Below are 23,281 nucleotides of genomic sequence, written 5' to 3' on the forward strand. Positions count from 1 at the left end.
ATCTATTCGGCAGCGGGAAGATAGATTTCGCCGCCTTCTTCCCGGAACTTGTCGCGCATTTCTTCCATGCCTTTCTCCGCGTCTTCGGCGGCAAGGAATGCATCGCTCGGCTGGTTCTGCCTCGCTGCAAACTCGCGCACCTCCTGCGTGATCTTCATGGAGCAGAACTTCGGGCCGCACATCGAACAGAAGTGTGCGGTCTTGGCTCCTTCTGCCGGCAGAGTCTGGTCATGGTACTGTTCGGCCGTGTCGGGATCGAGGCTGAGGTTGAACTGGTCACGCCAGCGGAATTCGAACCGCGCGCGGGACAGCGCATCGTCCCGCACCTTGGCCGCCGGGTGCCCCTTGGCAAGGTCCGCCGCGTGGGCGGCCAACTTGTAGGTCACGACCCCGACCTTCACGTCGTCCCGGTCGGGCAGGCCAAGGTGTTCCTTCGGCGTGACATAGCAGAGCATCGCGGTGCCGTACCAGCCGATCTGGGCCGCGCCGATGCCGCTGGTGATGTGATCGTATCCCGGCGCAATATCGGTGACGAGCGGGCCGAGGGTGTAGAACGGGGCTTCGCCGCAAGCCTCCAGCTGCTTGTCCATGTTCTCCTTGATCTTGTGCATCGGCACGTGGCCGGGGCCTTCGATCATCACCTGCACGTCCTGCGCCCAAGCCCGCTTCGTCAATTCGCCCAGCGTGTAGAGTTCGGCGAACTGCGCCTCGTCGTTGGCATCGGCGATGCTTCCGGGACGCAGGCCGTCGCCCAGCGAATAGGCGATGTCATAGGCCTTCATGATCTCGGTAATGTCGTCGAAGTGTTCGTAGAGGAACGACTCCTTGTGATGGGCAAGGCACCACTTGGCCATGATCGACCCGCCGCGCGAGACGATCCCGGTGACGCGCTTGGCCGTCATCGGAATATACGGCAGACGCACCCCGGCGTGGATGGTGAAGTAGTCCACGCCTTGCTCGGCTTGTTCGATCAGGGTGTCGCGGAAGATCTCCCAGGTCAGGTCTTCCGCAATCCCGCCGACCTTTTCCAGCGCCTGGTAGATTGGCACGGTGCCGATCGGCACCGGGCTGTTGCGGATGATCCATTCGCGCGTGTCGTGAATGTTGCGCCCGGTGGACAAGTCCATCACGGTGTCCGCACCCCAGCGGATCGACCAGACCATCTTGTCGACTTCGTTCGCAACGTCGCTGGCGACGGCGGAGTTGCCGATGTTGGCGTTGATCTTGACCAGGAAGTTGCGGCCGATTGCCATCGGCTCCGATTCCGGGTGGTTGATGTTGTTGGGAATGATCGCCCGCCCCCGCGCCAGCTCGTCCCGTACGAACTCGGGCGTGACGTAATCGGGGATTGCCGCGCCCCAGTCCTGCCCGTCGCGGACATGGTCCTTCAGCATCGCACGGCCGAGGTTTTCCCGCTCCGCGACATATTCCATCTCGGGCGTGATGATTCCGCGGCGGGCGTAGTGCATCTGGCTGACGTTGGCGCCCGCCTTGGCGCGCAGGGGCCGCCTGACCACATTCGGGAACGCGGGAACCCCGCCGGAACGATCGGGCCCGAGCTGGCCGTTGTCTTCCGGCTTCACTTCGCGGGCGTCGTATTCCTCCACGTCGCCCCGCGCCATGATCCACTCGCGGCGAAGCTGCGGCAGGCCGGCGTTGATGTCGATCTGTGCTTGCGGGTCCGTGTAGGGCCCGGAGGTGTCATAGACGCGGACCGGCGGCTCCCCGCTGGAAGGCTCAAGCGCGATTTCACGCATTGCCACCTTGAAGGGGCCGACGTGGATCTTGCGGCTGCCACGAATCGGACCGGTGGTGACGCCGATTTCGACAGGAGAATTGATGTCGGCCATGTGCGCTCCTCGAAAGGCGGACGGAGAGCGCGCGTTGCGACCCTTCCCTCCGCCCGTGCTAACGGGTTCAGGTTCGACGGGTCGGGCGGCGTTACCCGCCCCTCTCAGCCACATGGCTCCCCGGGGATGCCATGCAATCTAGGCGCTTCCGAAAATCACGGCAAGCGCCCTGTCGCCAGGATGCACCGGGCGCGGGATGTGGTATGCTCCGCCCCGGCAACCGCCATCAGAAGGAGAGGTGCCGTGAATATCGCGACACACCTGACGACGAAACTGGCAATCCGGATTCTCCCTGCTCTCGCGCTTACCCTGCCCGCCGCGACGCTGGCGCATCACGGCTGGGGCTGGACGCAGGGTGAGGAAACCCGCCTTGTCGGCACGATTGAGCAAATCGACTTCGGCAATCCCCACATGCACTTGCGAATTCGAACCGAACAAGGCCCGTGGGAAGTGGACTTGTCTCCGCCGATCGTTGCCCAGCGCTCCGGCTTCGGCCCCGGCGCCGCGAAAGTGGGCGACCGCGTCGTGATCACCGGCCACCGGGCGCGCGATCCAAAGATCAGCGCGTTCAAGGGCGAAACGATCACCGTCAACGGCAAGACGTACGACGTGTACCCGAACCGGGACAAGACGCTGAAGTCCGGCTGATCCGGCGCGCTTGAACCGGGCGCCGCTTTCCGGCGGCGCCCGGCAAAGTCAGGCTTTCGACGCGATCCAGCCGTCGATCTTGCTTTCCAGTACCGGCAGCGGCAGCGCCCCGGTGCCGAGCACTTGTTCGTGAAACTCCCGGATGTCGAACTTCGGGCCCAGCGCGGTTTCCGCCTTCTGGCGCAGTTCCTGGATCTTCAGCGCGCCGACCTTGTAGGCTAGCGCCTGGCTGGGAATGGCGATGTAGCGTTCCACTTCCGCCGTGGCATCGGTCCGCCCCATGCCAGAATTGTCCAGCATGTATGCGATCGCCTGATCGCGGGTCCAGGCCTTGGAATGGAGCCCGGTATCGACCACCAGCCGCATCGCGCGCAGCATCTCGTCGTTCAGCGTGCCGAAGTGCTGGTACGGGTCCTCGAACAGACCCATCGGATAGCCCAGCGTCTCGGCGTAAAGCGCCCAGCCTTCTACGAACGCGGTGTTGCCGCCGAAGCGCATGAACGCTGGCAGCGCCTCATTCTCCTGCGCCAGACTGATCTGGAAATGGTGCCCCGGTGCGCCTTCATGCAGATAGAGCGAGGTCTGCCCCGGAGTGGTGCGGCTCGGGAGGTCATAGGCGTTGTAGTAGAAGATCCCCGGGCGCGATCCATCGGCCGTGCCCGACTGGTAGCTGCCGCCAGCTTCGAACTTTTCGCGGAATGGCTCCACGGCCCGGATTTCCAGCGGAGACTCCGGCGTGGTCGCGAAGTAGTGCGGCACGTGCGCTTCCACCGCCCTTCCGATGGCGTAATAATCCTCTGCCAGCTGTTCCCGACTCTCGGGCTTGAATTGCGGATCGGTGCGGATGAACTCGAAGAACTCCTGCAGCGAACCGGTGAAGCCGACTCGCTGCTTGATCTTCTCCATCTCACCGCGAATCCGTGCCACTTCCGACAAGCCAAGGTCGTGGAGATAGGCGGGCTCCAGCGGCAGCGTGGTCGTCTGCTCGATCATCTGGCGGTAAAGCCGTTCCCCGCCCTTCATCTGGCTCAGCCCCACGCTGTCGCGCGCCGCCGGAAGGTACTCGTCGCGCAGGAAATCGCGCAGGCGGCGGTTGGCCGGGTAGATCGTGCTGGTCAGCGTGTCGCGGTATTCCGCCGTCAGCCGTGACTTGTCCGCCGCGGAAAAGCCTTCCGGGAACATCGCCACCGGACCCCAGTACGGGGATGCGTCCACCGGCTGGGCCAGCTGGGTGTCAAGCTGCTCGATCATGTTGCGCACGGTCAGCTTCGTTTCCACCACGCCGCTGCCCAGTCCTTCGCGGAACCGGCCGATGGTGCGGTCGATCAGCTTGGCGTATTCGGCGTGACGCTTCAGGTTGTTGTCGTAATCGGCAACCGTCTTGAACGGCGCCATGCCCTGCCCGCTGGCAATCGCGGGATAGAAGGTGTGCAGCCCTTCGAAGTGGTTGATCGGGCGCACCTCAGTCAGCGCCAGCACTTCCGGAGTCAGGCCCTTCAGCGTCTGCTCCCGGTCGTACCGGAATACGTCGTAGGCGATCCGGTCGGTCGGGTTCAGCGCCGCGCGATCGATCGCTGCCAGGGCGGCAAGCTCTTCCTGCGCCGCCCGGCGCTGGGCTTCGGTAAAGGCGTCGCTGTAGTAGTCTCCGATCCGGTCGGCATAGCGCATGTCCCCGCGCGACAAGGCCGACAGCGGATTGCGCGAAAGGCTGGCCTCGTCGGCAGCGTCGAACAGCGCGAACAGCTTGTCATGCTCGCTCTGCGCGCTGGCAGTCGCGGCGGTAGCGGCGCCCGGCTGGGCCAGGGCCGGTCCGGCACCAAGCGGAAGAGCAGCGGCGGCAAGCAGGGCAAGGCGAAGTCTGAGCATGGACACATCCCGAAAACTGGCCGAACAAGCCGGCCGCAAGAACCGCGATCGCTTGACCGCCAACGCGCGGCCAACCTGTCAGACATTGCCTTTGCGAGACGTGAACGCAAACAGCCCCTCGTCCAACTGTCCACCGGTTTCGATGGAAACCTTCCCCACAGGGCCGCGGTGGAGTTGCGCCGACAGCGGGAGCCGCTAAGACAAGGCCCATGGGCGAGAGCCGGTGCGACATCGCCATTGTTGGAGGCGGGCTTTCGGGCGGGCTGATTGCGGCTGCACTTGCCCGCCATCGGCCCGAGCTGACAGTGCGGCTGATCGAAGCAGGGCAACAGCTCGGCGGAAACCACCGCTGGAGCTGGTTTTCCACCGATCTCGATGCCGTCGGCACCCAGCTGATGCAGCTGTTCCCCCACGTCTCCTGGGAAGGCCACGAAGTTCGCTTTCCCGGCTTCGAACGGCGGCTGGAGACCGGATACCGCTCGCTTGTCTCGCCCGATTTCGATGGTGCCTTGCGCGATCTTCTGCCGGCCGAGGCGCTGGTCTGCGGCCGCAGTGTGATCACGCTGGACGCCGACGGGGTGACCCTGGGCGACGGGCACCGGATCGCCGCGGGCGCGGTGATCGACTGCCGCGGCCTTGGCCCCTCCGCGCATCTTACCGGCGGATGGCAGGTGTTCTATGGTCGCCACGTGCGAACTCGCGCACCCCATGGCGTTGAGCGGCCGGTGATCATGGATGCCATGGTCCGCCAGCACGGCACCTACCGCTTCATCTATGCCCTGCCGCTGGCACCGGACGAACTCTTCATCGAAGATACCTACTATGCCGACGACCCCACGCTGGATGAGCCCGAACTGAAAGCCCGGGTCGATCGCTACTGCGCTCGTCACGGGTGCCAGGGCGAAACGATCCATGAAGAAACAGGCATCCTGCCGGTGATTACCGGCGGCGACTTCGAGCGGTTCGAGGCAGAACAGCGGATCGACGGCGTTGCCCGTGCCGGAGCCGGCGCCGGGCTGGTTCACCCGCTGACAAGCTACACCCTGCCCCTCGCCGTGCGCACCGCCATCGGAATCGCCAGTCTGGACGATGTGTCCGGCCCGGCTCTCAGCGATTACCTGGCGCGCAACGCGCGCTCTCACTGGCACCAGACAAGGTTTTACCGAATGCTCGGAACGATGCTGTTCGCCGCCGCTCCGGAAGAGCGGTATCGCGTATTCGCCCACTTCTACCGCTTGCCGGAACCGGTGATCCAGCGGTTCTACGCGGCTCAGAGCACCGGGCTCGACAAGGCGCGCATTCTGATCGGCAAACCGCCGCTGCCGGTGCACCGGGCGCTGTTGGCCCTGGCCGGGAGGGCCGCGGCATGACCGGGATCGAACGGCGCGCCTGCGTGATCGGCGCGGGGTTCGGCGGGCTTGCGCTTGCGATCCGGCTGCAGGCGGCCGGGATCGAGACGACCCTGGTCGAAGCGCGCGACAAGCCGGGCGGGCGGGCCTACTACTGGGAACGGGACGGCTTCACCTTCGATGCCGGGCCGACAGTGGTCACCGACCCGAACTGTCTGCGCGAACTGTGGGATATTACCGGCCATGACATGGCCGAGGACGTGGACCTGATGCCGGTTGCCCCGTTCTACCGGCTCAACTGGCCGGACGGGACCAACTTCGATTACACGAACGACGGCCCGGGTCTGCGCGGCCAGATCGCGCGGCTGAACCCGGCCGATGTCGCGGGGTATGAGGCGTTTCTCGAATATTCGGCCGCCGTCTACCGCGAAGGCTATGTCCGGCTCGGCAGCGTACCGTTCCTCGATTTCCAGACAATGGTGAAGGCCGCGCCCGCGCTGGCAAAGCATCAGGCCTGGCGCTCGGTCTATTCAATCGTCTCCAGTTTCGTGGAAAACGAGAAGCTGCGCGAAGCCCTCAGCTTCCACACCCTTCTGGTCGGCGGCAATCCGATGACCACCAGCGCGATCTATGCCTTGATCCACAAGCTGGAACAGGACGGCGGCGTATGGTGGGCGCGCGGGGGCACCAACCGGCTGGTCGCGGGAATGGTCCGCCATTTCGAACGGCTGGGCGGCGCGGTCCGGTTGCACGATCCGGTGGTGCGGATCGAAACGCTCGGCAACCGGGTCACCGGCGTGGAGACGCAAAGCGGCTGGACGGAACGATTCCACGCGATCGCCAGCAACGGCGACGTGGTCCACACGTATCGCGATCTGCTGGGCGGAAACGCGCGGGGCCGGGACGAAGGCCGCAGGCTGGCGAAAAAGCGGTTCTCCCCCAGTCTGTTCGTGGTTCATTTCGGGATTGAGGGGAACTGGCCCGGCATCCCGCACCACATGATCCTGTTCGGCCCGCGCTACAAAGGCCTGCTGGACGATATCTACCGCAATGGCGTGTTGCCGTCGGATTTCTCGATCTACCTCCACCACCCCAGCGTAACCGATCCCTCGATGGCGCCGGAGGGGATGAGCACGTTCTACGCGCTGGTCCCGGTGGCGCACATGGGCAAGCTGGCGGTGGACTGGAAGCAGATCGGGCCGATCCTGGAACAGCGGATTCTCGACGAAGTCGGGCGGCGGCTGATCCCGGACATTCACCAGCGGATCGTCACCAAGTTCCATTACGCCCCGCGCGATTTCGCACTTGATCTCAGCTCGCATCTCGGCAGTGCGTTCTCGCTCGAACCGATCCTGACGCAGAGCGCGTGGTTTCGCGCCCACAACCGCGATGCCGTGATCGAAAATTTCTACCTTGTCGGCGCGGGCACTCATCCCGGTGCGGGCATTCCGGGCGTGGTCGGCAGTGCGAAAGCGACCGCCGGATTGATGCTGGAGGACCTCTCTCGATGAACCGCCTTGCGATCTACTGTGGCTCGGCCAGTCCGGAAGATTCCCGCTATATCGAACTGGCGCGCGATGTCGGGGCCACGCTGGCCCAAAGGGGGATCGGGGTCGTCTACGGCGGAGGGCGGCTGGGCCTGATGGGCGCACTGGCGAACGGCGCCCTGAATGCCGGGGGTGAGGTGATCGGCGTCATCCCGGAAGCCCTCGTCGGCGGGGAAGTGGCCAACACGGATTGCACCCGGCTGCACGTCGTTGCCAGCATGCACGAACGCAAGCAGGCCTTTACCGACTTGTCCGACGGGTTCGTCACCCTGCCAGGCGGCGTGGGCACGATGGATGAGCTGTGGGAAGCGGTCAGCTGGGCGCAGCTGGGCTATCACACCAAGCCGGTCGGGCTGCTCAATGCCTTTGGATTCTATGACGGATTGATCGCGTTCAACACCCACATGGCAAGCGTCGGCTTCGTTCGCCCGGCACATCGCGGGATCTTGATCGTTGAGCAGGAACTTGACCCTCTGCTGGCGAGGATGGCTGCTTATGAACCGCACCGGCCGATCTTCGCGATGAAGAAAGAAGAATTGTAAATCACGATGTCTCGCCCGCGACTGCTCTCCCCTTCCCGAATCCTGCGAACCACACCTCGAATGGTCGGCGGCGGCCGGGATCGCGACCAACTGGTCAGCAAGGCTCACCAGTCCATCGAGCGCGGATCGAGAAGCTTCGCCGTTGCCGCAAATCTGTTCGACAAGCCCACGCGTGAACGGGCGTGGATGCTCTATGCCTGGTGCCGGCGCTGCGATGACGATACGGACGGGCAGGATCACGGCGGCACGCCGACGGCGCCCGAACGCGACGCGCGGGACCGGGTGAAGGCGATCCGAATCCTGACCATGCGCTCCCTCGAAGGCCAGCCCACGGCCGACATCGGCTTCGACGCTTTCGGTCAGGTGGCAATGGAAGCGGGTCTCACCGCCGACATGGCCGAAGACCTGATCGAAGGGTTCGCGCTCGATGCCGAAGGCTGGCGCCCCCGCACCGAAGCCGACCTGATGCGGTACTGCTATCACGTCGCGGGCGGAGTCGGGGTGATGATGGCCAAGGTCATGAACGTCCCGCCGGAGGACGAGGCGATGTTCGACCGCGCCTGCGATCTGGGCTTGGCCTTCCAGTTGGTCAACATTTCCCGCGATGTCGCGGAAGATGCCGCAGCCGGGCGCTGCTATCTGCCTGTCGAATGGCTGGTCGAAGCCGACATACCGCCCGGCCAGCACATGCGCCCCGAATATCGCAAGGAACTTGTCGCCCTGGTCGCGCGGGTGCTGGACATGGCCGAGCGGCACGAGGCGGCTGCCCGGATCGGAGCGGCCCAGTTGCCGTTCCGCCAGCGTTGGGCGGTGCTGGCCGCAGCCAACATCTACGGCGCAATCGGCCGCAAGGTCCGCCGCCGCGGGGCCAAGGCCTGGGACAAGCGCGTGCGGGTCTCGGCCTTCGGCAAGTTCCTCCATTTAATTGAGGCCCTGCTCGACGCGATGAAGACTCCGCCAGAGCCGGAGGAATGGCCGCGCTGGACGCGGGGAGAACTGCTGGTGATGGTCCGCATGGCCGGCCCGATCGCCGGGATTCCCCAGACTCCGCTACCGGACGAAGAGGAACAATCGCTCTAGGGCGACTGAGGGCAGGCGGGAACCCGCCGCGCCGTCCAGGTCCGGCCAGAGCGCCTTAAAGCGGCTGTTCCACGTCGACGACCGGCCGGGGGGCCCCCGGCTTGTTCAGCCGGCGGAACAAGCGCCCTTTCTCGCTGTACAGCACCAACAGCAGCGCGCTGATGCTGCAGACCAGCAGCGCAAGCGCGAAAGGCCGCGCGGTTCCATCGTAGGCCTGCCCGATGATTAAGCCGACCACGGCCGCGCCAAACATGCGGAAGAAGCTCTGCACCGAACTTGCCGCTCCGGCGATGTGGGAGAACGGCTGCATCGCGATTGAGCCGAAATTGGCGCCGAGGAAGCCGAGCAAGCCAAGGTTGGTCGCCATCAGCGGCAGGAACCAGGCCAGTTCGCCGGGGCGGTTATACGCCGCCCAGACTTGCGCGAAGCTGACCACCATGAAGATCAGGACCCCCGCGTGCGAGACGCGCCGCGCGCCGAACCGCTCCACGATCCGGGAGTTCACGAGGTTGGAAACCACCATCATCGCCGCGGTGCCTCCGAACACGACCGGGAACCAGGCTCCGGCACCGAAATGTTCGCCCAGCAGCTGCTGTGCGCTGTTCACATAGCCGAACACCGCGCCGATCAGCAGCGAAGTGCCGAGCACATAGCCGACGGAGGACCGGGTCAGGAGCGCGATCCGCATGTTGCGCAGGATCGTCGGCGCATGGACTCCCTGCCGGTCGGCAGGATCGAGGCTCTCGGGCAAGCGGATCCAGGCCCAGATTCCGGCAAGGATGCCCAGCCCCGCCAGGAGCACGAAGATCCAGCGCCATCCGGCAAACAGCAGTACCAGTTGGCCAAGACTGGGCGCGAACACGGGGACGATGATGAACACCGCGCTGATCAGCGAGAACAGCCGCGCCATCCGGTCCCCTTCATACCGGTCCCGGACAATTGCGTTCGGTATCACCATCAGCCCCGAGGCGAGGAAACCCTGCAAGCCGCGCAGCACCAACATCAGGGTGAAGTCGTGGATAAAGGAAATCGCCAGCGCCAGCACAGAATAGGCACCGATCGCGAACATCAGCACGGGACGCCGCCCGTAACGGTCAGCGAGGGAGCCGGGAATCAACGTCCCGACCCCGCCAGCCAGCAGGTACGCCGCGACGATCAGCTGTCGGCGGTTGCCGTCTTGCGCGCCGAGTTCGTGCGCGATGTTGTCGAGCGCCGGCAGCATGCCGTCGATCGCCAGAGCCTGCAAGCTCATCAGCAGGGCCAGCATCACGACCAGCTCGCGCTCGCCGATCGTCCGCCGGTGGCGGGGAATCGCATGTGTTGCCATAGTCGCGCCCCTAAACCCATGTTGCACTGCGGCAAAGCCGATTCTGCCCTGCTGACGAACAAAACCGGAACTGCTAGAATCACCCGATGGCCCAGCAAGCCCCCCATCCGCACGTCGAGTCAGGCGATACCGAACCTGAGGCGCAAGGCCTTCGGAAAATCATCCATGTCGATATGGACGCGTTCTTTGCCAGCGTCGAGCAGCGGGACAATCCGCACCTACGCGGCAAGCCCGTGGCGGTCGGGGGAAGTTCCGGCAGGGGCGTGGTCGCGGCCGCCAGTTACGAGGCGCGCCCGTTCGGCGTCCGGTCCGCGATGCCGTCTGTCAAGGCAGCCCGGCTGTGCCCCGACCTGATCTTCTGCCCGCCACGATTTGACCGCTACCGCGAGGTGTCGGAGCAGATCCGCGCGATCTTCCACCACTACACGCCGCAAGTGGAGCCGCTCAGCCTCGACGAAGCCTACCTCGACGTGACCGACGACCTCCACGGGATAGGCTCGGCAACCCGGATAGCCCAGTTGATTCGGGAACGGATTCTGAAGGAGACCCAGCTGACCGCCAGCGCGGGAGTTTCCTACAACAAGTTCCTCGCCAAGCTTGCCAGCGATCAGAACAAGCCCGACGGCCTATGCGTGATCCGGCCCGGCGAAGGCGCCCGATTTGTGGCTGGCCTGCCAGTCAGCCGGTTCCACGGCGTCGGACCCCGCGGAGCGGAGAAAATGGCGGTCCTCGGTATTGAAACCGGCGCCGATCTCGCGGCGCGGGACATTGCGTTTCTTCGGGAGCATTTCGGCAGCTTTGCCGATTACCTCTACCGCGCGGCCCGCGGAATCGACTTGCGCCCGGTGCGCGCCAACCGCGTGCGCAAGTCGATCGGCGGCGAACGGACCTTTGCGGATGATCTTTCCAGCGGCCCCGCCCTCCGTGCGGCGCTGGACGACATCGTCGAGATCGTCTGGGAACGGATCACCCGCAAGGAGGGGCACGGGCGCACGGTCACGCTGAAGCTGAAGTTCTCCGACTTCCGCCTGATCACCCGGGCCCGCTCCCTCTCCCGGCCCGTGGAGAACAGGGAGGAGTTCGCGCGCGTCGCGCTGACCCTGCTGACGGACGCGCTGCCGCTGCCGCTGCCTGTCCGCTTGATGGGCCTCACGCTGAGCGGGCTGGAGCGTGAGCAATCCGCCGAGAAGTCGCCACCGGAAAAGGTCCAGCTGCGCCTGCTCTAGCTCCGGTCCAGCATTCGCAAGCGGCGGTGAACGGTGCGATCGGCATTCTCCGGCAGTTCGCTCCGCCAGAAGAAGCCGACCTCGATGATTTCGCGCTTGTCCGGCTGCGGAGTGCCCTTGATGCGCCCGGTGAACACGTGGACTACGTTTGTCGCGCCGTGGAACGGCTCCTTCATTACGCCGAGCATGCTCACGTCGCGCAGTTCGCAGCTCAGTTCCTCGGCAAACTCGCGCCGCGCCCCGGTCTCGGGATGCTCGTTCCGCTGGATACCGCCTCCGGGGAACACCCATCGGCGGCTGCCATAGGACTGGCGAACCAGCAGGAGCCGACCTTCCTCATCCTGCGCGATGATGGTGCAGCCGTGCACTTCTCCGCCGCGCCAGCGCAGCCAGCGCCGGCGGCCCCAGTCCGCCGCGCGATACAGCAGCCGATGCAGCGGAGCCGGGATCAGGTGAAGCATGTCACGGGCTGGCGCGCCGCGCCGAGAAGCCGGGCGATCGGCAGGTCGTTCTCCCCCCGCAGCGCCGCTTCGAACAAGCCGCGCTTTTCCGCCCCCCGGATCACGAACAGCAATTCCCCGGAATTGAGCAGAGCGGGGATCGTCAGGGTAATCCGGTCGAACGGCGCCTCCGGCGGCAGGGGATCAGGGGTCAATCGGCGGACAAGCTGCGGATCGTCGGTGCGCGGATCGATGTTGGGGAACAGAGAGGCGATGTGCCCGTCCTCTCCCATCCCCAGCCAGGCGAGTGCGAACCGCGGCACGTCCTCCCTCGCCATCAGCGGAACGATTTCAGCCCCTGTGGGCTCAAGCACGGCGCGGATCCGCCCGGTGTTGCTTGCCGGATGATCCTCCGGCACGCAGCGGTCATCCCCGGGCCAGACGGCCAGCTGTTCCCATTCAAGGTTCATTGCCGCCAGCTGCTTCAGGATCGGAAACGGCGTGGAGCCGCCCGGAACAGTGAGCGCCACCGAACCATCCGCGCCTGCCAGCGCGGCTGAGAGACGCCGATGCAGCCATCCCGCGATGGCCGCATCGTCCGCGCCTTCGATGATTTCAGCCCGGGCCATTGCCCTCACGGATCACTTGGCGGTCTGCGAAAGGAACCAGACGCGTTCTTCCGCCTGATCGATCCAGTCGTCGACGACGCCGCTGGTTGCATGGTCGCCCGCTTCTTCGGACGTGCTCTTCACCTCACGCAGCCGGTCGAGCAGCTTGCGGTTATCATCGCGCAGTTCCTCGACCATCGCCTGGGCGTTCAGCGCGGTGTCGTCGCGGTCCGCGATGACGGTCGTCCGGCCGACCGCGCCGACCGATGTCAGAGTATCTGCGCCGATCTTGCGCACGCGTTCGCCGATCGGATCGACCAGCGCGATCAGCTGCGCGGCTTGCTCGTCGAACAACAAGTGCAAGTCCCGGAACCGCGCGCCCGCGACGTGCCAGTGGAAGTTCTTGGTCTTGACGTAGAGCGCCAGATGATCGGCGAGCGCGCCATTCAACGCCTCTACCAAAGCCATTTTCGAATTGTCGCCGGTCTGGGCCATGTTCGTTCCCCTGATTGCTGGTTCTGACTGACGTAACGATTTGAACGGCTCAGCGGTTCACCAAGAAAGCCGCTCATGTCAATCGGCTCAATCGATCAGGAAGGGCCGCGCACCGAACGCCATCGCCCCTGCTGCGGCGATCAGTACCGAGGCCGCGAGGACCGACCAGAGACGCGCGTTTGATGCGGCCCTGCCGTCTGCGGTAGCAGTCAGCGCAATCCCGCTGCCGAGCACGCCGCCCAGCGTGGCCGCAACCGTATCTCCGGTCCAGACAGCGAGGCCAAAGATCGCCAGCCGCGCCGGGTCGAACGCTTGTCCGGCAAGCAGGACCAGAAAGATTGCCCCGAATGAGCGAGTCGGCTCCTCAGGCACGCGCCGGGGCCGGAGCGCGATCAGTTGCACAGCTCCCAGTACCAAGGAGACGGCAGCGAGAACCGGCGCAAGGCCCCGCACGATGGCGGGCACCACCAGCGAGGCTGCCCAGCCTGCCAGCGCCGAACTTGCCAGCACCGCCAGGCAGATAGCGCAGGGCAGCGCCGCACCTGTCCCCAGCCGGGCGGACAAGCGGGCGACAAGCGGCCGGTCTCGCGCGCCAATCGACGCAAGAGCGCAGAGGATGAAGCCGATCCCGAAGACTGCCACGTCCGGGCGGTATGGCGTAGCGGACCCGGCAAAGGAAGAGCCGCGCCCCACTTCCACCAGCGTGGAGCACACCCGGCTGCCAGCTTCCAGTCGCCGGTTACGCCGATAGGGACGCCAGCGCCGGTCCGCCGCCGTACCGAGTCGCTTCCCCGCTCGTGTAGAAGGCCTCCCAGACGACTCCTTGCGGATCGGCGATCCAGCTCTTTTCGGACTTCGCGTAGCAGCAGGTGGTACAGCCTTCCTCAAGCACGGGACGATCCGCGGCGCGCAGGCGGGCATAAACGTCGGCCAGTTCGGCCTCGCTCCCCACCTGAACGCCAAGATGTTCGATCCCCTTCGGGGCGCTGGTGGAAATCGCGAAGTTCACGCGTGGATCTTCAACCATCCATTTCGCATAATCGGGCTTGGTAACGGTCGGCTCGGTCCCGAACAGGGTTGAGTAGAACCGGATCGACCGCTCGATGTCCTCGACACCGACGTGAACGTGCAGACGCTTCATGCCTGGCCTCCTTCTGCTGGCCTGACACAGGAGGCTTCAGGGTCCCCAGCCTCGCTGCCCCGGCAGCAGTTTTCCGTCAGAAAGCCGACCAGCGCGTCCATCGCCGTGTAGTCCGCGCGGTAGATGATCGAACGGTGCCGCCGTTCCTGCGTGACCAGCCCGGCACGGCTGAGCTGGCCAAGATGGAACGAAAGGGAGCTGTTGGGAATGCTCAGAGCCTCGGCAAGCGCGCCGGCTGGCATGCCGTCGCTGCCTGCCTGCACCAACTGCCGGAAAACCGCGAGCCGATGCTCGTGAGCAAGCGCACCCAACGCTTCCACGGCGACTGCGCCGCCCATCAGTGGTGCCCGCGATCTGCGGGGGAGCGGAGCATCCGCGCAGGGATGTTGCCCACCTCCCGATGGCAGCACAGCTGCTGCTGGCGAGCCGTCATGACCAGGATTTTTTCGACAATGTTCAAGAGACGCTCTGCCACGATCAACTCCTTTGTTTCTACATGTATGGAAATGACAACTCCGCAGCTACACGTCAAGTCATTTCTATAATCATGGAAACTACCCTGATCGAGCGCGGTCATTCCCGGCGGCTCCATCGCGCGCGGAACGTACCAAGTGCGCGCTCCTTTTTACTCCAGCCGCATTAAGGTAGTTGGAGGCTGACATGTCTGCCCGCATCCCCCCGCCCGACCTGAACACTGAATGCCTGTGCCTCACGGTCGATCGCGAATCCCTGCGCCGGGAACTGGCGGTGGAGGCAGATCAGGACGGCTTTTTCGACGCACTGGCAAGCAGCCACCCCAACCTGTTTTCGGGTGTCACGAGCTTTATTCCGGTCGAGATGCTCGCCCGGATGCGCTCCATCGTGTCCGCGATTGAGGACGTCGTTGCCAGTCCCGGCTATGTCGATGCGGTGCTGGCTTACGCGCCGGATATTGCGCGGGTGGATCACGGCGCACGCGGCGCCTTCATGGGCTATGATTTCCATCTGGGTCCGGACGGGCCCGGTCTGATCGAGATCAACACTAATGCCGGAGGCGCCTTCCTCAACGCCGTTCTGGCCCGGGCGCAGCGTCGCTGCTGCGGGGCAGCGTCCCGCGCCCGAATCTCCCCTCCCCGCGGGTTCGAGGCCGCGGTGGCCGAGATGCTGGAAGCCGAATGGCGCACCAGCGGCCGCACGGGAACGTTGCACCGGATCGGGATTACCGACGACCGCCCTTCCGAGCAGTACCTTTATCCCGCATTCACCCTGGCCCGGCAAATGCTGCTGCGCCTAGGGTACGATGCGGAAATCGTCGATGCGTCCGCCTTCCGCCACGAAGGCAACCGCCTGCTGATCGACGGTCGACCGGTTGATCTGGTCTATAACCGGCTAACCGATTTCGCCCTCGAGGAGCTGCATCATCTGCCGCTTCGCAGCGCCTACCTTGCAGGCGACGTGGTTCTCACGCCCAACCCGCGCAATCATGCGCTCTACGCGGACAAGCGCAACCTCATCCTTCTGTCGGACCCCGCCCGACTTGCCGCCTGGGGTATCCGCGAGGAAACCATCGAAGTTCTCCAGTCCGGGATCCCTAGGACCGTGGCGGTCACCCCGGAGCGGGCCGGCACCTTATGGGCAGACCGCAAGCACTTGTTCTTCAAACCTGCACGTGGGCATGGATCGAAAGCCGCCTATCGGGGAGACAAGCTTACCCGAGGTGTGTGGGCGGGCATCGTGAAGTCGGGTGACTTCGTAGCCCAGGTCTATCTCCCGCCCGGCGAGCGGATGATGCGGGTGGATGAGGAAATCGTCTCCCGAAAGATGGACGTCCGCCTGTACACGTACGGCAGCGAATTGCTGCTGACTGCGGCGCGGCTATATCAGGGACAAGCCACCAACATGCGAACCCCCGGCGGCGGATTTGCGCCAGTGCTCCTGACCGGGGCAGATGAAGGGTGAGTCCCCAACCGCTTCAATCACCCGCTGATCATCGCATCGCCCGCGACTTGCGTCGCTCGCTCGTAGCTACTGGTGTGGACGAGCTTAAATAGCTCGCCCCCCGGCGCTATTACCGCAGGTTTACCGCCGAAGGCCTCCGACAAGGACGCGCGTAAAGCATCAAAACGGCTGATTTCTGCGCCCAGCAAGCCTGGAGCGGGTGAAGGGAATCGCAAAGTCGCCGAACAATAGCTAAATTCTGCCATTCCTGTAATCTCTCCTCGTGGAGATACCCCCAATGATACCCCCAAACGAAGCGGGTGGCAGCGAATTGTAGCGCACGCGGGCGGACGTTAACCATTTTCTGAATTGCGGATGCGCGATTCGCCCGACGGGTGTCACTGTCCTGGGTACAAGCCTCGCCTCCTCATGCGTACATCGGGTCCCAAGTCTCCCATGGCCTGAATGTCCGCTTGCCAATGTTTCGAGACATCGACCGAACGTCCGTTTTCCACCCTTTCGCGACATTCGCACCAAGGTCTGAACGCGACCCGTTGCGGGCATTCAGGACTACTCCTCGTAGTAGTCTATCTGGGCCCGTGATTTGGCCGCGTCGGCTACAAGGAGCACCTGCCCGCCGTGAGGAAACGCCGGCGGGTTAACGATTGAGAACTGAGTGGCGACTGGAAACTCCGGGCCGACTTTCAGCCCGGTGCTAAACTGGTGGCTGCCGCCCTCAGCAGCAGTCTGGGTGAATGACCAGCCAGTCAATAGCGCCGGGAAGTCGGCAGGATCGATCTCGAACGCGCATGTAGTGAAAACGTCAGTGAATCCCCAAGAATCGCATTCGGCGTTTCGCAGCGAAGCTGGAACACTTTCAAGGCGTAGCAGGGAGCCAATGATCTGCCTTGGACGAGGCTGATAGAGAACGTTCGCGCAATAGGCCGCAGCAAGAATGAGGATCAGAGCAAGGAAGCCCCGGACAATATTCTTGCGGCTGATCGGCACCCGAGAGTTATGACACCGTCGGGGTCCGCTTTCCACCCTTTCATGATATGCGGGCTCGAGGTCTGAAAGCCACCCGTTTGCGACATTGATCGCGAAGGTCTGACAGCGACCCAAGTCGGACGTTGCCGAGCAGCCGTGAGTTCGCCAAAAGCGGGCGAGATGGTAATGCCTCTAGAGCCATTCGAAGGTCCAGTTTGGCGGTTGCTCCCCGTCGGCCTCGCCGAGACACCTGCAGCCCCCGCAGCGGCGCCGGAAGGGCGCTTTCACCATTTGGGACAAACAGCTGCCTACGCATCGCTCAGTGTGGAAGGGACGCGCGTGGCCATCCAACGCTACCTGTCGGATGGCGTATCGCGAGTACTCATTCCAATGTGGCTCAGTGCGCCGATCGTGGCGGATATTCGGGGTGACAAAGCTGCATCGATCGTCTGGCAAGACATCCGAAGAAAAGTCGGGACGCCGTCGCCGACGTGGCGCTACTCCGATGCAGCAAGAAACGCAGGAGCGTTGGCCATGCTATATTCGTCTCGTTCGCGTCCCGATCTGTCGCACGTCGTAGTCTTCGAACCTCATTGTCTGAGCTACGTGGGTCCGATTTCTCGGTTCGAGTATTGAAGGGAGACCTTTCGCTTTCCACCCGTTCAGGACATTCGCCTGAAGGTCTGGCAGCGACCCATTGCGGGCATTCATATTAGCCTCCAATCTGCTGGAATGGGAGGCAGACGGCAAACGCATCCGCTATGCAGCTATGGGCTACTATTGGCCGCGCTCTTCCTTTGGGGGTGCAGCGAGGAGGTCGAGCGCGTGGGAAAACATCGGTTCCGCGTGCCACCAGAGAACCTTATCCCTGAGAGCGAACGCCCCTTCTTCTTGCCCGAGCCCGAGGAGGATGGGTTCAGTTTCTTGCTGAACCCCACCGCCGCACGAACGGAACAACGCTCGGTCTTGGTGCAAGAGCGGGAGATGATCTGCGCCCGAGCACGTGGGTTGAAAGCCCGTGTAAACTCGACGATTTGCGCGCCAGAGGAAGTTGAATGGAGGGGACGCCGCTGGCTTAGGAACGGAAACGAGACACACTGGACGTATAGCCCCGAAATGCCCTCAGGTTCGCCCGCTCCGTTCGTGAGTTGCTTCAAGATGACGATACCGGACCATCCCGGTCTATGCAGCGCAACGTTACCCGCCGACGATCTCGCTCTCACCATCAATCTGAATGCTGATGAACTGCCTGCTCTGGAAGCCACCTACGAGCGGGCGGTGTCAGCATTACGCATATGGGAGGAGTAGGCGGTGGCGATGTTAGGTGCGGATACCCACCCTTTCGCGACATTCGGCCTGAAGGGCTGACAGCGACCCATTGCGGACCTTCGGGATCGGCGGCATCTTCGGCATGTGACCACCTATGCCGCTCTTGATCCGATCATAGACAAGTGGGTCGAAGCCACTGCTTCTTCTCTGGTAAACAAAATGGGCGGGCTTGCCGCACCGGCTGGTGGTGAGGCGTCGGTTTCGTTAGATGGTAGCGGTGCTTCGGTGAGTGGCGGGCCACGTGCAGGAATGGGCGGATACCTCGCGGGCGGTGCTGGCAAAACAGCCACGGGTGCTACCAAGCCACTGGGATGTCCGCTATGACCGTTCAACAGATTGGCACTGCTTTCAGGACAATGTCGCTCGTAGCAATACTGGTGATCATCTTCATTACAGCATTATGTGCGCTTGATATCATACTTGGACTCGGCTGGGGGTATACCTCTTATGACCTGAAGGTGGATCTTGGGATTCTCGCATTTGCCATCCTTTTACGGTTTGTCGGGCTGAGGATATTCGCATTTGTTGCTAGTGGCTGATCGTTTGTCGGTCTCTAACGCAGCATATCGCAGTGAAAGAAGAAGCCGTTTTCCACCTATCCACGATGTTCGGCTAAAGGTCCTTTTCCCACCCCTTCCGGACATTCAGACCAGCAAGACCGTAGCTCTCCAGCAATTGCTGGAGATCTCCTATGCTCGATGTCTGTCTACCGTCGCCCACATACCGCAACCGGAAGGGTGGCAGGCCCACTGGAGCCAAGCTCGCGCTCAAGCCGGTACATGTCTGGGGCATTCACATCCGACTTCAGGTGGCGAACCGGGCGAGAGACCTGGCGCTGTTCGACCTGGCGCTCGACAGCAAGCTGCGCGGCTGCGACCTCGTGGCGCTGCGCCTGTCGGATCTGCTGTCTGCCTCGGGCGTGAAGTCGCGGGTGATGATCCTCCAGCGCAAGACCGGCCGGCCGGTCCAGTTCGAGGTGACGGAACAAACCAGGCGATCGTTGGCAGCGTGGATCGAAGCGAAAGGGCTCGGACTTGACGACTGGCTGTTCCCCAGCCGCAGCAAGAAGGGGGCTCACCTGAGCACCCGGCAGTACGCTCGGCTCGTGGACAGGTGGGTTGCACTCGTCGGGCTCGATCCATCCGCATACGGAACGCATAGCCTCCGCCGGACCAAGGTCTCGTTGCTCTACAAGAAGACCGGCAACCTCAGAGCCTGCCAGCTGCTGCTCGGGCACACGAAGCTGGAGAGCACGGTCCGATACCTTGGGGTCGAGGTGGACGATGCCCTCGAGCTATCTGAAAGCTTGGAGCTCTGAGCAGAATGTCCGATTCGGGTCGCACTCAGTCCTTCCCGATGAATGTCGGCAATGGGTGGAGGCTGTGTGAAAACTCAGACTTGGCAAGAGTTGCGCAACGACGTTTCACGTTATCTCCCACTGATGCAGCCTTCATGTCGCCTATGATCATACTGTGATACAATATTTCTGATCCGAAGCGCGATCAGGCGTTTTCACACAGCCTCGGTGGAAAGCGGACGCTCAGTTACAACGGCCACGTTGCTCCATCGCGGAAGAGCCCTAAAGCTAACCTGCCCCAGCCGAGGGATGGGCATCCGGGGAAGAATTGGGATTCGCATGAGAGAAAAGCACCTTGTAGTCTTGCTACTGCTTTCCTTGTCGCTGCTTGTGGCAGGTTCCGGCTACTTTATGGGAGGCCCCTCCTACTTTTCGGCCCTTCTTTCTTTTGACAATCCTACAGCTTCGTTGATCAGCATCGGAATTATTATATCTCCCGTCATGTATGTTTGGATTTCGAGTCGCCGCAGCAGATAGTTCGTAGCCGGAACTTGCGCGGCAATGACGAGGAATAATTGAATGTCCGCAACGGGTCGCTGTCAGACCTTCGCGATCAACGTCGCGATAGGGTGGAAAGCGGGTACTACGCTCTGCGCAAGGACCACCTTTGATGCCGCTGCAACGCTCCGAGCAGATCACTCGTGCTGGTGTCGCCGCTATGTTCCATTCCTACGAGCAGGGCCGCTGCCTCTCTGGCGAATACATCGTCGGGGTCATCATGCAGAATGGTCTTCAGGTACCCCACGGCCTTGGCGTCACGGCGGCGGGCAAGGCCGTAGATCGCCTCGTAGCGCACGTCCTGATCTTGGTCCTCAAGACGGGCGACCAGTACTTCCCGGATTTCCGAAGTGTCTACGTCGCACTGTTGTGCAAGGCCGAACGTGGCCCAGTTTCGCACTTCGGCATCCCCATCGCTCGCAAGTCGGACAAGAGCTTTGATCGCCGTCTCGTCATCCACTCCGCCGAGAGCGACAGCTACAGCGTATCGAACGTTGTCGTTCGGGTGGTCGCAAAAAGCGAGGACGTGCGATGCGGCACGCTTCAAATTGACGTGTTGCAGAGCAAGGATTGCAGAAAATAGAACCTCCTCGCTCGTGTCTGACAACAGTGTCGCAATCGTGTCGAAGCTCTCATCGGGGAACGTGCGCTCAGGGATGCCGAGTTGACCCAAGATGTCGGCCCCCAGCGCTCGTTCCTCCGCATCCTTCGACCGGCACAGCTTCGCCGCACGATCAAATATACCGCGCGAACCCCGCCAATGGAGTGCCGCAACGGCATCCCACCGGACATCTTCATCTCCCGAGCATAGGGCCACTTCGAAGAGTTCCGGTACCGAACGCCTGTCGTCTGCCGGTGAGTTCATTTCAAAAGCTTTGCATGCACTGCTAGTGCCCGCAATGGGTCGCTGTCAGACCTTCAGGCGGAATGTCGCGAGTGGGTGGGAAGCGGACTTACGGATTTCGAAGGTCGGTTTCGTCTGCGCTGGCAGAGACATCGCTGCCGCGTCGGAGCCTTGTTCGTTCTTTAAAAGCACGACGTGCAATGAAAAGGGCCATCGCCGCTACTGTACCGTTAATCAGCACTCCTGCCCAATCGCGGGTTAGTAGATTCCAGAGCATCAGCGGCAATGTCAGGACTGCAACGACAGACCACATCCATCCCGCGAAACCGTCAGTGCCGGTCTTCATCCCAAACTCCTCAGGTCAGATTTGCCGCGAAGTTGGGGTGCATCTGCATGCTGGGAGAATGCGATAGCTTGCGAATGTCCGCAATGGGTGGAAAGCCGACATTCGTTCCGGCTAGATGGGTTCTATGAGCAACGAGGCAACGATGCTCCAGTTCGACTGGGAAGAAGTTGATGGCGTTGCCGTGGCGGCGGTGCTCGCCACCGGCTCACGCCCGATGACTGACGGCAGCCTAGTTTGCGATCAGATCGCGCTGGTGCTGGCGGCCAAGGCCGTGGTCATGCGCGTGAACCATGACACGGACGAGGTTATCGTCTCTCTCGAGGACGCTGCGGCAATGCATGACGCCGACTGGCAGACGCTTGGTCAGCTTGCAGAGATCGTCTCGCGAAGGCTCGGCTGGTGCTGGGTAGGCCGCAATTATCGCGGTTACCTGGACACCTTCACAATCGGCTTGGAAGGGGTCGATCCCGCCTACAGCTTCACTGGCGCGGCGTCCCGGCTCCAATGCGCGCGGGTCACACGGATAGCAGCCTAATATCCGCAATGGGTGTCGTTTGCAGAGATTGGCCGAATGTCTGTAACGGGTGGCAAGCGGCATAGGCTTAATCGTCCTGATCGGCTGGGAGTGTTCTGGTTTCCGTCGATGGCGAGTGAGACATATTCCGTCGAGCGGCGACATCTGCCCGATGCTCCTTAGCTTTCCTGTCCTGCCAGTCGCTCCGGCTATATCCTGCCATCCAACGATAGAGCGAAACGCCGAGCATGAGGAACATGCCAACCGACCCGAGGATCAGCGAGCCGACGATCACAGGAGATTCTCTTTGGAAGCCCATACTCTCGAAGAGAGCGACAAGGAGGAGCGCAGCAAAGAAGGGCGCAGCCCAAACGAACCGTTGGGCGTAGGCATGGACGGGACTGTAGTCACGCGCCTCCCAATCCTTGTCCATCCATCTTACCAGTGACTTGAAAAGTCGCATCGGTTCGCTCTCTTTGTGAGGAGCTTAGCGAGCGGTGCGAATGTCCGCTACGGGTCGCGTTCAGACCTTCGCAGCGAATGATCACCCCCGATAAAGTCGCACGCTAGATCCCCAGCCATTCGAGACCGTGAGGCAGAACCTCGGCGGCAAAGTCTACCTGAAGCACTCGCCGGCTCGTCGCTATCGAGGCGGCTTCCGAGGCATGAAGGATGGACGTTGCATAAAGCCACACATCGCCTGCATCTGCGATGCAGGTTGCAGTGCCGCACTGTTTCACGGCCTCTTCGATCTCATCGACGGCTATTCGGCCCAAGGTGTGTGAGCCGGGAGCAATCAGCAGCGGAGCATTGCTCACAGGTACGTCATCAAGGTGCGCCCGTAAGGTCACCATCCTCGTGAGCAAGTCGAACGGCGGCGCGACGTGGATCATGCCGCTCTTGACCGTCCAGGGACCGAAACCAGGCACCTCCCGCTTCTCCTTCACACATATGGTTCTGTCCTGATGCCACGCGAGCGACCAGTTGGTTTCCGAAGACTTGTTAAAGAGAATGGCTCGAACAGGTTTCGCACCTGCGCCCAAGACGGTTGCGGCAACGGCTCCGAGGCAGCCTTCACTGGCGAGAAGCGGCCGAAGTGCCTCGATGCCATGAAGGCGAACCCCGGCTTCATCGATCGGAACGTGCTCAACAGCCGTCAACAACTCGCCCATGCATGGCTTCAGCGCGCCCTTGAATAGCTGCGCGCCGTAAGAGGCGAAGTGATCCGTCGTGCTGTTGATCATGGCAGCCAACTAAGCGTCAGTCCGAAATTCGCGCAATGTCGCAAATGGGTCGAAGGCAGACATTCGGCTTCGTGCGTGATGGCGGGCAAAAAACTGAGTTAGCGTTATCGTACGGCAGAGCCGCCG

Annotated in this window: 25 protein-coding genes and 1 riboswitch; of the genes, 12 read left to right on the forward strand and 13 right to left on the reverse strand. The window is 62.9% G+C overall.

Annotated elements, in window-relative coordinates; genetic code table 11:
* Positions 1-2: 2 nt before the first annotated feature.
* The gene (gene thiC / locus ELY13_RS09805; protein WP_126173736.1) at positions 3-1,850 is read right to left on the reverse strand and encodes a phosphomethylpyrimidine synthase ThiC; all 1,848 of its coding nucleotides are present in this window, start codon (positions 1,848-1,850) and stop codon (positions 3-5) included.
* A gap of 27 nt (positions 1,851-1,877) precedes the next feature.
* A riboswitch (TPP riboswitch) is annotated at positions 1,878-1,983 on the reverse strand.
* A 110-nt stretch (positions 1,984-2,093) separates the two neighbouring features.
* Here thiC and ELY13_RS09810 point away from each other — a divergent pair.
* A complete protein-coding gene (locus ELY13_RS09810) occupies positions 2,094-2,498 on the forward strand; it encodes a DUF6152 family protein (RefSeq protein ID WP_241233628.1) in 405 nt (134 codons plus the stop codon).
* Positions 2,499-2,546: 48 nt separating this feature from the next.
* On the opposite strand, the gene ELY13_RS09815 is transcribed toward ELY13_RS09810, so the two are convergent.
* Positions 2,547-4,364 (reverse strand): DUF885 domain-containing protein, encoded by a 1,818-nt coding sequence (locus ELY13_RS09815; protein ID WP_126173737.1) that lies wholly within the window; start codon positions 4,362-4,364, stop codon positions 2,547-2,549.
* A 209-nt stretch (positions 4,365-4,573) separates the two neighbouring features.
* On the opposite strand from ELY13_RS09815, the gene crtY reads away from it, so the two are divergent.
* Genes crtY through ELY13_RS09835 form a run of 4 tightly spaced genes read left to right on the forward strand, consistent with a single transcriptional unit; the run spans position 4,574 to position 8,882 of the window.
* Positions 4,574-5,734: a lycopene beta-cyclase CrtY gene (crtY, locus tag ELY13_RS09820; RefSeq protein WP_126173738.1), complete on the forward strand. Its 1,161-nt coding sequence runs from the start codon at positions 4,574-4,576 to the stop codon at positions 5,732-5,734.
* A complete protein-coding gene (locus ELY13_RS09825; protein ID WP_126173739.1) occupies positions 5,731-7,224 on the forward strand; it encodes a phytoene desaturase in 1,494 nt (497 codons plus the stop codon). The genes crtY and ELY13_RS09825 overlap by 4 nt, the downstream gene beginning before the upstream one ends.
* Positions 7,221-7,802, forward strand: a complete 582-nt coding sequence (locus ELY13_RS09830) for an LOG family protein (protein WP_126173740.1) — start codon at positions 7,221-7,223, stop codon at positions 7,800-7,802. The genes ELY13_RS09825 and ELY13_RS09830 overlap by 4 nt, the downstream gene beginning before the upstream one ends.
* 60 nt (positions 7,803-7,862) lie before the next feature.
* A complete protein-coding gene (locus ELY13_RS09835) occupies positions 7,863-8,882 on the forward strand; it encodes a phytoene/squalene synthase family protein (RefSeq protein WP_241233629.1) in 1,020 nt (339 codons plus the stop codon).
* Between the two features lie 55 nt (positions 8,883-8,937).
* Here the strand turns inward: ELY13_RS09835 and ELY13_RS09840 are convergent, their stop codons facing one another.
* The gene (locus ELY13_RS09840) at positions 8,938-10,209 is read right to left on the reverse strand and encodes a multidrug effflux MFS transporter (RefSeq protein WP_126173742.1); all 1,272 of its coding nucleotides are present in this window, start codon (positions 10,207-10,209) and stop codon (positions 8,938-8,940) included.
* 86 nt (positions 10,210-10,295) lie between these two features.
* Between ELY13_RS09840 and dinB the strand changes: the two genes are divergently transcribed.
* On the forward strand, positions 10,296-11,435 hold the full coding sequence (gene dinB / locus ELY13_RS09845; RefSeq protein WP_126173743.1) for a DNA polymerase IV: 1,140 nt from the start codon (positions 10,296-10,298) through the stop codon (positions 11,433-11,435).
* On the opposite strand, the gene ELY13_RS09850 is transcribed toward dinB, so the two are convergent.
* The 6 genes from ELY13_RS09850 to ELY13_RS09875 form a co-directional block, all read right to left on the reverse strand.
* Positions 11,432-11,896 carry an NUDIX hydrolase gene (locus ELY13_RS09850; protein ID WP_126173744.1) on the reverse strand — a complete coding sequence of 155 codons (465 nt, stop codon included), beginning with the start codon at positions 11,894-11,896 and terminating at the stop codon, positions 11,432-11,434. The two genes, dinB and ELY13_RS09850, sit on opposite strands and share 4 nt — an antisense overlap.
* Positions 11,884-12,504, reverse strand: coding sequence for a 6-phosphogluconolactonase (locus tag ELY13_RS09855; protein ID WP_126173745.1), 621 nt, complete (start codon positions 12,502-12,504; stop codon positions 11,884-11,886). Before ELY13_RS09855 ends, ELY13_RS09850 begins: the two co-directional genes overlap by 13 nt.
* 12 nt (positions 12,505-12,516) lie before the next feature.
* Complete coding sequence (locus ELY13_RS09860) at positions 12,517-12,978, reverse strand: Dps family protein (RefSeq protein WP_126173746.1); 462 nt, start codon at positions 12,976-12,978, stop codon at positions 12,517-12,519.
* Positions 12,979-13,065: 87 nt separating this feature from the next.
* Positions 13,066-13,620, reverse strand: coding sequence for a hypothetical protein (locus tag ELY13_RS09865; RefSeq protein ID WP_126173747.1), 555 nt, complete (start codon positions 13,618-13,620; stop codon positions 13,066-13,068).
* Positions 13,621-13,717: 97 nt separating this feature from the next.
* Positions 13,718-14,119, reverse strand: coding sequence for an ArsI/CadI family heavy metal resistance metalloenzyme (locus tag ELY13_RS09870; protein ID WP_126173748.1), 402 nt, complete (start codon positions 14,117-14,119; stop codon positions 13,718-13,720).
* Positions 14,116-14,457, reverse strand: a complete 342-nt coding sequence (locus ELY13_RS09875) for an ArsR/SmtB family transcription factor (RefSeq protein ID WP_126173749.1) — start codon at positions 14,455-14,457, stop codon at positions 14,116-14,118. The genes ELY13_RS09870 and ELY13_RS09875 overlap by 4 nt, the downstream gene beginning before the upstream one ends.
* Positions 14,458-14,519: 62 nt before the next feature.
* On the opposite strand from ELY13_RS09875, the gene ELY13_RS15170 reads away from it, so the two are divergent.
* Both ELY13_RS15170 and ELY13_RS09885 read left to right on the forward strand, forming a co-directional pair.
* Positions 14,520-14,762, forward strand: coding sequence for a hypothetical protein (locus ELY13_RS15170; RefSeq protein WP_126173750.1), 243 nt, complete (start codon positions 14,520-14,522; stop codon positions 14,760-14,762).
* Between the two features lie 17 nt (positions 14,763-14,779).
* The gene (locus ELY13_RS09885; RefSeq protein ID WP_126173751.1) at positions 14,780-16,057 is read left to right on the forward strand and encodes a hypothetical protein; all 1,278 of its coding nucleotides are present in this window, start codon (positions 14,780-14,782) and stop codon (positions 16,055-16,057) included.
* Between the two features lie 549 nt (positions 16,058-16,606).
* Here the strand turns inward: ELY13_RS09885 and ELY13_RS09890 are convergent.
* Complete coding sequence (locus ELY13_RS09890; RefSeq protein ID WP_126173752.1) at positions 16,607-17,044, reverse strand: hypothetical protein; 438 nt, start codon at positions 17,042-17,044, stop codon at positions 16,607-16,609.
* Between the two features lie 165 nt (positions 17,045-17,209).
* On the opposite strand from ELY13_RS09890, the gene ELY13_RS15660 reads away from it, so the two are divergent.
* The 3 genes from ELY13_RS15660 (at position 17,210) to ELY13_RS09905 (ending at position 19,670) form a co-directional block, all read left to right on the forward strand.
* A complete protein-coding gene (locus ELY13_RS15660; protein ID WP_420897421.1) occupies positions 17,210-17,659 on the forward strand; it encodes an RES family NAD+ phosphorylase in 450 nt (149 codons plus the stop codon).
* 1,004 nt (positions 17,660-18,663) lie between these two features.
* Complete coding sequence (locus ELY13_RS09900; RefSeq protein WP_126173754.1) at positions 18,664-18,891, forward strand: hypothetical protein; 228 nt, start codon at positions 18,664-18,666, stop codon at positions 18,889-18,891.
* Between the two features lie 152 nt (positions 18,892-19,043).
* Positions 19,044-19,670 carry a tyrosine-type recombinase/integrase gene (locus tag ELY13_RS09905; RefSeq protein ID WP_126173755.1) on the forward strand — a complete coding sequence of 209 codons (627 nt, stop codon included), beginning with the start codon at positions 19,044-19,046 and terminating at the stop codon, positions 19,668-19,670.
* 622 nt (positions 19,671-20,292) lie between these two features.
* On the opposite strand, the gene ELY13_RS09910 is transcribed toward ELY13_RS09905, so the two are convergent.
* Together ELY13_RS09910 and ELY13_RS09915 are read right to left on the reverse strand one after the other, a co-directional pair.
* The gene (locus ELY13_RS09910; RefSeq protein ID WP_126173756.1) at positions 20,293-21,072 is read right to left on the reverse strand and encodes a HEAT repeat domain-containing protein; all 780 of its coding nucleotides are present in this window, start codon (positions 21,070-21,072) and stop codon (positions 20,293-20,295) included.
* A gap of 88 nt (positions 21,073-21,160) precedes the next feature.
* Positions 21,161-21,397: a hypothetical protein gene (locus tag ELY13_RS09915; protein WP_126173757.1), complete on the reverse strand. Its 237-nt coding sequence runs from the start codon at positions 21,395-21,397 to the stop codon at positions 21,161-21,163.
* A gap of 124 nt (positions 21,398-21,521) precedes the next feature.
* On the opposite strand from ELY13_RS09915, the gene ELY13_RS09920 reads away from it, so the two are divergent.
* Positions 21,522-21,932, forward strand: a complete 411-nt coding sequence (locus ELY13_RS09920; RefSeq protein WP_126173758.1) for a DUF6334 family protein — start codon at positions 21,522-21,524, stop codon at positions 21,930-21,932.
* Positions 21,933-22,477: 545 nt separating this feature from the next.
* Here the strand turns inward: ELY13_RS09920 and ELY13_RS09930 are convergent.
* Positions 22,478-23,155, reverse strand: coding sequence for a phytanoyl-CoA dioxygenase family protein (locus tag ELY13_RS09930; RefSeq protein WP_126173760.1), 678 nt, complete (start codon positions 23,153-23,155; stop codon positions 22,478-22,480).
* Positions 23,156-23,281: the final 126 nt, after the last annotated feature.

The organism is Altericroceibacterium xinjiangense, assembly GCF_003958635.1.
Lineage (GTDB): Bacteria > Pseudomonadota > Alphaproteobacteria > Sphingomonadales > Sphingomonadaceae > Altericroceibacterium_A > Altericroceibacterium_A xinjiangense.